This is a genomic window from Oribacterium sp. KHPX15, assembly GCF_900107835.1.
In the GTDB taxonomy this organism is placed as follows: domain Bacteria; phylum Bacillota; class Clostridia; order Lachnospirales; family Lachnospiraceae; genus Oribacterium.
Window position 1 is genome coordinate 19,545 of record NZ_FNRG01000035.1, and the last position, 8,223, is coordinate 27,767.

4 protein-coding genes are annotated in these 8,223 nt (G+C 36.6%); all 4 read left to right on the forward strand.

Annotated elements, in window-relative coordinates:
• The first annotated feature begins 21 nt into the window (after positions 1-21).
• The gene (locus BLV86_RS15200) at positions 22-2,289 is read left to right on the forward strand and encodes a DEAD/DEAH box helicase family protein (RefSeq protein WP_242873337.1); all 2,268 of its coding nucleotides are present in this window, start codon (positions 22-24) and stop codon (positions 2,287-2,289) included.
• A complete protein-coding gene (locus BLV86_RS15205) occupies positions 2,286-2,819 on the forward strand; it encodes a hypothetical protein (RefSeq protein ID WP_090819221.1) in 534 nt (177 codons plus the stop codon). Before BLV86_RS15200 ends, BLV86_RS15205 begins: the two co-directional genes overlap by 4 nt.
• Before the next feature lie 224 nt (positions 2,820-3,043).
• Entirely contained in the window at positions 3,044-3,283 is a 240-nt protein-coding gene (locus tag BLV86_RS15210) for a hypothetical protein (protein ID WP_090819224.1), read from the forward strand.
• Positions 3,271-8,223, forward strand: a 4,953-nt coding sequence (locus BLV86_RS15215; protein ID WP_090819227.1) for an AAA domain-containing protein, incomplete at its 3' end; no start/stop codon positions are given. The genes BLV86_RS15210 and BLV86_RS15215, both read left to right, overlap by 13 nt.

An 8,223-nucleotide genomic window follows, 5' to 3' on the forward strand; every position in this document is an offset into this window, starting at 1 on the left:
GCGGATTAAACAGAGAGGACTATGATGGAAAATACATTTGTAGAAGTTAAATCACACGGCCTTGTTTCAGCAAAAACAGGGCGTAATAGTCGTATTCCATACGAGCATCAGAAAAAGGCTATGGAGAACCTTGATATTATTGATGAATGCTCAAACTATAGCACTTTGGTTGTTCTACCCACGGGCGGCGGTAAAACGTATACAGCGTCTTTGTGGCTTCTTAAGCATGCTTTAAATAAACATAAGAAGATTCTTTGGATTGCCCACAGACAGATGCTTCTTGATCAGGCAGCTGAATCCTTTCAAAAGTATGCTTATTCAGAAAGCCTTCCGAATGCTTCATCATTCAACTATAGAATCGTTTCCGGTTCGACTAATCACGACAGATCCATTGACATTACCCCAAAAGATGATCTGTTGATAGCCAGTAAGGACAGTATTGGCAGAAATATGGATGCCCTTAGTGCTTGGATTAATGGAGAAAAAGAAGTTTATCTTGTGATTGATGAGGCTCATCATTCCACAGCAAAGACATATAGGAAAATCATAGACTACGTTAAACAAAGCGTTAAAAATGCAAAGATAATCGGATTAACCGCAACTCCGATCAGAACTGCTGATAGTGAGCAGGGACTTCTTGCTAAGATTTTCTCAGATGGTGTGTCATCGGGCAAGGTCACAAAGGGTAATATCGGTATCACATATCAGATTGGACTTAAAGACCTGATAAACAGACGTATTTTGTCAAAACCTATCTTTGAAAGTTGCTATACGGAGGAGGCATTTGGAGATAACCTTGGACTTGATGATTGGGAAAAGATATCTCATTTGGACGTGATTCCTGATTCTATAGCTGGACAGATGGCAAAAAGTGCAGCCAGAAACAAGCTGATAGTTGACACATATAAGAAGCATAAAGATATTTATGGTCAGACAATAGTGTTTGCAGTAAATGTTGTACACGCTATTGCATTGTCAAAACTCTTCAATAAATCCGGAATCCCGGCAGATTTCATTGTTTCTGATGTGAAAGACTCAGTTACCGGGGTTACTATCAGCAGGGAAGATAATGAAAGAAAGCTTGAAGCCTATAGAAGTGGCAAAATTAATGTCCTTGTGAATGTAAACATTCTCACAGAGGGCGTGGATCTCCCTCAGACAAAAACTGTATTTCTTGCTAGGCCCACTGTGTCAACAATCCTTATGACACAGATGATAGGACGTGCCCTGAGAGGTGAGGCTGCCGGCGGAACTCCTGATGCTCATATTGTATCGTTCATAGATAACTGGAATGAGCATATCGCATGGATAAATCCTGAGAATCTGTTTATAGATACGGATAATGATTTTATTGAAAATGATATAGATAAGCAGAAACATGATATCCGTATGATAGCAATATCAAAGATTGAGGAATTTGCTTCAATCCTTGATGATTCCGTAGATACAACCGCGTTAGAACGTGTGCCGTTTGAACAGCGTATTCCGATAGGCATGTATGTATTTTCATATCTTGAAGAAAATGGCATGGATCACTCTTATCAAGTAATGGTCTATGACAGCACGAAAAAATCCTATGAAGACATGATGGAGGCACTTCCTGTTCTTTTCAAGGATATAGATACGGATGATGGGTTCTTGCCGGAGGATACTCTTAAGGAGATGGCTGATCAGTTAAGAGATAGTTATTTCCTTGGAGAAATGATTCCGCCATATTCCGAAACAGATGTTATAAGGATACTGAAGTATTATGCTCAGTATGAGGCCGTACCTAAATTCTATACATTTGATGCGGTGGATAAGAGTAAGCTTGATGTTGCTGCCATTGCAAAGCATATCTGGGATGAGGATATGGGACCAAGAAAGAAAGCAGAGTATGTGGATTCTCTCTGGGATAGTACCGATGACGATATGCTTAGACTCTTCTTTGGAAGAAAAGTATATTTCTGGAAGCAGTTGGACATTGAAATGATGAAGCTGTCAAGCCCGGACATTTTTGACGATGAGAATAATGTCAAGTACGGCACAAAAGAGATGGCAAATATGTCTCTATATGAGATAAGGAAGTTGAATCCGAATTACGAGAAAGAGCTCCGCGATGAAGCCTTTGCTAAGGCTAAAGATGATAAGGGATATTATGTATGTGCTGAATGTGGCATGAAGGCAAAGGACAGGATACCTTTCCAGGTTGACCATATAATCCCTATGAACAAAGGCGGCAAGACTATTCCCGAGAATCTGCAGATTTTGTGCAGAAGCTGTAATGCAAAGAAGAGTGACAAATTATGATTGAGCTTTATTATGATGCATATTCTATAGCTTACTTTGTTGTGAGTCAGGATATGGGCAGCAAAAGTCAGATGGAGTTTTTAAACAAACTTTATGAACTAGAATACGAGTACCTTCATCCGTTATATAAGGGAAATAAGAAAAAAATGATTTCTGATGTCCTATATTGGGCAGACTATCTAATAGATAAGGAAACTCTTGATAAAGAATTTCCAAAAATTGAAAGAGATTTAAAGGATAAAGGGGTTACTTTCGTAAAAGAAGACTTCATGTCAGAATATCCGGAGTTTGACCTATTCTTTATGCTGATGAGATTGAGGATCAGGTTCATAACGGACCAACATTATACGAGAATGAAACTGAGGACGTTGTTAAAAAATTATGGCTACAAGCGCCGTAGTGATGCCATAACAGCCAGATTGCGAGAATGTATGATGTTCTATCACATTCAGACTTATCTCAAGGGCGAAGAAGAGTGTGACATACGGGATATTACTCTTGACGATATGATCACATTCCGACTGCTTTAATCATATCTGTTAGCATTGATCGAATTAAGAGTAATAGATATCTGAAACAAAGGAGTAACCCTTGGGGTTTAAATCGACTAAAAACAGCACCTGACTGGAATACGAGAACGGAAAACGTATTGCGGTTCTTGAATACTCCAATATTTCACCGTGAAATAATACTGGAAGGCAATTTTTCATAAGTATAAGTCTCCTTGGACATTCCGGGGACGATGAAGTCTGGGATGAATGAACTGTTTCTAAACAAAAAAATGCTTGATGACATGCAAAAGAAGAAAGATATGTCCGACGATATTTATGTCATCAATGTTGGGGGACAGACTGGAGACATTACAACGTCTAAGATTAAATATGCTAATGCTCAGGAGAAAGAGGTTAGGTATATTTCTGTTAAGTTACTGAAGGGAATAATAGCGGATTACGCATTGAAGTGTAGGAAGGATATATCATTATGCAAGATCTGACTGAAAATAGTACTGTCAAAGATTACGATGAAGTAACGAAGCAAAATAAGGTTATATCACTATTTCAGTTTATTGAAGAACTAAACAAATTAAAGCAAACTGCTATTCTTGATTATAAAGACCATATATGGCATTATGAATTGTCAAATCTGCCAGACGACCCGGATAATATACAGGTGTTTTATCAGGATCGTGTGGAAGAAGAGGAAACTGAAACTAATAAAGATAATGTTTTATTGGTTGTTCATAAACCCGATTTTACTAAATGTCCGGAGCCAGATGAAATATTTAAAGAATGGCTTCTTCCTGGATGGGATGATTATACTAAAGATGCAGAAGTAAGATCGAGTTTAATAATTATAGAAGGTGAAGATTCAAGTGCGATTTCTGCGGATAAAAGTGCTGATGGTCCGGAAGACGAAATTGTGCTTTTTGAATCTGATCCAGATAGAGTTTTGGCTTTTGGAAAATGGATAGAGTTAAGGAATATATGGTGTCAAAAGCAAAAAACAACCAAGGCGACTAGGGATTTATTTTCTGATCTTTATAGGCTTTATTTTGACCTACAACGTGAATCAGAAACTGAAGAGATGATAGTCGCAAATGGTATCATTTGTGATAAGGAAAATGGGAAGATAAATCACCCGGTCTTAACACATCGTGTAAAGCTGGAATATGATGCAAATGAGAATACAATATACATTATTAATGCAGAAGTACCGTCAGAATTATATTCTTCAGTATTTCAGGTAATGAATGATGTAAATCTGGAAGGAATTGATACTCTTAATGAGAATTTACAGAATAATGATTATCATCCGTTAGATCGAAATGATACACCTGATTTTTTAAAAGCTCTCATTCATTCATTATCATCTAAAAGTGTATTTTCGGATTCCGGAATTCCAGATAATTGGAAAAACAATTCAAGATTACTGCTGTATCTGTCACCATGCTATATAGTAAGAAAACGACTGGATGGTACAATAAAGGCAATTGAACAAATAATTGAAAATGTCAATGAAACAGGAGAAGTACCGGCACCTATAATTGATATTGTAAGTGGTGGTACTATTGATGTGCCTGAAAATGATAAAGAAGAAACAATAGAAGAACTTTTGGCTCAAGTTGGTGGTGAAAGTGTCGATATTCTTTTATCCAAAGAAGCTAACAAAGAACAGTTGGAAATAGCAAGAAGAATAGAGAGATATAATGCTGTTCTTGTGCAGGGCCCTCCGGGAACCGGAAAAACTCATACTATTGCAAATCTGATGGGACATTTTTTGGCACAAGGAAAAAGTGTTCTTGTTACCAGTCAAACAACAAAGGCGCTCAAAGTATTAAAAGAGAAAATTTACGGCAGTCTGCAAAACTTATGTGTATCTATTCTTGATGATTCTAATGTTGACATGGAGAGGTCAATTGACGGAATCACAACATATATGTCCGATACTACATCTTACGCGTTAAAAAAAGAAATGGATTCGCTGGCTATTGAACGACGCGATATCATAAAGGAACTTGCAAAAACAAGAAAAACCATTTATGAGATAATAAACGCGGAAAATAACTGTATTGTATACAATGGAGAGAGTATTTCTCCGTCTAAGGCAGCCGAATTTGTTGTGGATCATATGCAGGATTTATCCTACATACCGGGAAAAGTAAAATTAAATGCTCCTTTACCTTTGACTTTTGATGAATTAACTGATTTATACCGGAGTAACGAAATAATCACAACAAATGATGAGACCGAATTGGCGAAAGATTTACCTGATCCTAAATCTTTAATGTCTCCGGATGTTTTTATAAATATAGATAATGCACTTAATGAATCCAATAAAATCATAAAGGCTATTTCAGAAAAAAATGGATGGACAGTAAATGCTGATCCTCAAAATAAGAACATAATAATTAGCGGACTTAAAAAAGCCATATCAATACCATATCCTTCAATAGAAGCTGTAGAGGATTTAAAAAGTTATGTTGATGCATTTGGTGAAATAGAGAATTGGATGAAAGCCGTAGCTATAGACGGGAAAAGGGGTGGAAACTATAAACAACGCTGGCTAATGTTAATCGAGCAGATCCAGAAGACAAAAGATTTCGCAGATTCTATCATTTCTGAGCAATTGGGAATGAATATAGAAACTGATGGATCATTTGATTTAGCAAGTAAAAAGCCTGTATTTGAAAAGTTACGTTTGGAATTAGAAAAAAATGGGAAGATTAGTGCGATAAGTAAGATGCTGCATAAGGAATATCGCATTGTTCTTGATTCAGTAAAAATAAACGGTAACGAAATTCAATCATCAAAAGAGATTGACGTCATACTTCATAAAATAGACCTAAATGAATATCGAGATCAATGTGCAAACTATTGGAATGACCTTCTACCTTCACAAGGTAAAAGCAAATTTTATGAGTTAGATACAGACAATCAGGAAATGATTGCTGAGAAACACGTTAGTATCATAAAAACATATCTTGATTGGTACGATAAAGACTATAAACTCTTAACGGATAAATTGAGTGTACTTGGTATACCTAAAGAGATTGTATTTAATGAAGATGAACTTGATTCGGATGCAACACATATAGATAAAGCTTTAAATGCTATAGAAAAAACACTTCCGGACATTTGTGATATATTAACAGCTTTAGTTAAATCTGAGGATGACGCAAAATCAAAAAAATTAACACAATATAATCTAACAGCCGGAGAAAGAAGAACTAGTCAGATTTGCAGAGCATTGGATTCGGACATATCCAGAAGCGATACGGAAGCATATTCGATACATTATTCTGAGTTGAGTGAGATATACAGTAAGAATCTTGTCCAAAATAGACGATGTATGATGTTAAAAATGCTTGATCCAATAGCACCTGAATGGGCAGATTCGATTCGAAGACGGCAAGGTATACATGGTCAATTCACTGTACCGGATAATATTGAAGATGCGTGGAAGTGGAAACAATTATACGGAATTATTGAGGATATCACCAAAAAACCATTAAGTGATCTACAGAGTGAAAGCTTACGATTAGGAGCTGATTATAGGAAAATCACGGCTTTATATGCCGAAAAAAGTGCCTGGTATCATTTGTTGAATCGGACTGAACATGATATCGACATGAAACAAGCACTTATAGGATGGAAGCAAACAGTCAAAAAAATAGGAAAAGGTACCGGTAAAAGGGCACCTGCATTAAAGGCTAAGGCACGAGAGTTAATGGCTAAATGTCAAAACGCTGTGCCCGGGTGGATTATGCCTATAAATAGGGCATTGGAAACTCTTAACCCTAAAAATAATCGATTTGATATCATTATTATCGACGAAGCAAGCCAATCTGACATATCTTCATTGGCTATATTATATATGGGTAAAAAACTGATTATTGTTGGAGATGATAAGCAGGTTAGTCCTATGGCTGTCGGTATGGAAGTTGATAAGATGAATTCCTTAGAGCAAATGTATATAAAAGATAAGATACCGAATTCACATCTGTACAATTCTAAGACATCTATTTATGATATCGCGGCTACAACATTCCAGCCATTAATGCTCAGGGAGCACTTCAGATGTGTACCGGAAATAATAGGTTTTAGCAATATGCTTTCCTATGATTATAAAATCAAGCCTCTTAGAGATGCGAGCCAAAGCATACTACAACCAGCTGTAGTTAATTATCGTGTAGAAAATGGAAAACGTGATGATGGAGGAAAAACAAATAAAAATGAGGCTAAAGCAATAATTGCTCTTATGAAAGCATGTTTAGAACAACCTGAATATGATAATAAATCAATGGGAGTCATATCTTTACTCGGTGATGAACAAGTAAAGGTTATATCTCAAATGATAGAGCAGGAAATAGATCCTGTGGAGATTTCCAAGAGAAATATCCTGTGTGGTAATTCTGCAAATTTCCAGGGCGATGAACGTGATGTGATCTTTCTGAGTCTTGTGGATAGTGGCGATGGCAATGGACCAATTCGAATGCTTGGAAGCGGAACAGAAGATGCTATTAAGAAACGTTATAATGTTGCGGTCAGCCGAGCACGAGATCAATTATGGGTTGTTGATTCATTGGATCCGGCTTTAGATTTAAAGCCAGGTGATATGCGTAAAATTCTTATTGATTATTCATTAAATCCCAATGCATCAGCTATACGACATGATGAAATTGAGTCAAAATCTGAATCACCATTTGAAGTTTCAGTTGCAACAAGTCTATCAGATCGGGGATATCATATAGAACAACAGTGGGAAGTAGGTGCGTATAGACTAGATATGGTTGTCCTTTGTGGAAACAATAAGGTTGCAATTGAATGTGATGGTGAAAGATGGCACAGTGGTGAGGCGAAGATACGTGAAGATATGGAGCGTCAAACAATACTTGAACGCTTGGGATGGAGATTTATTCGTATAAGAGGTAGTGAATACTATAGATATCCTGAAAAGACGCTCGAACGTGTTATTTCTGATCTTACTAATTTTGAGATTTATCCGGAAGATTCCGACAAATATTCTTATGTAAAGAGAGATACAGAACTATTAAACCGGGTAAAGAACCGTGCAGCCATTATTTTATATGGAGAGGAACCTGAGCCCATTGACGTAAGTGAAACAATACAAGAAGCATTAAATCCTACAAAGTATGAAAAACCTAGAGAGGAAACAAATCATACGGAAAATATAAAAAGTATTGATAAGGTGATACATGAAGATACTGCAAAGGTATTAAAAAAGGCTGATGAAAAGAAATACTCTTTTGTTGAGCAACTTAAAATACCAGGGTTAGAAGAAGAATCACCTGATGAAATTATCAAGCTATTAGAAGAATCAAAGGTTTCGTACATCGATAAAAGAAAACAAAAGGGTGCTCTTTGGATATTGGGAGGTTCCGAGCTTCAACCTGTTGTAAATAAAGCCAAGAAA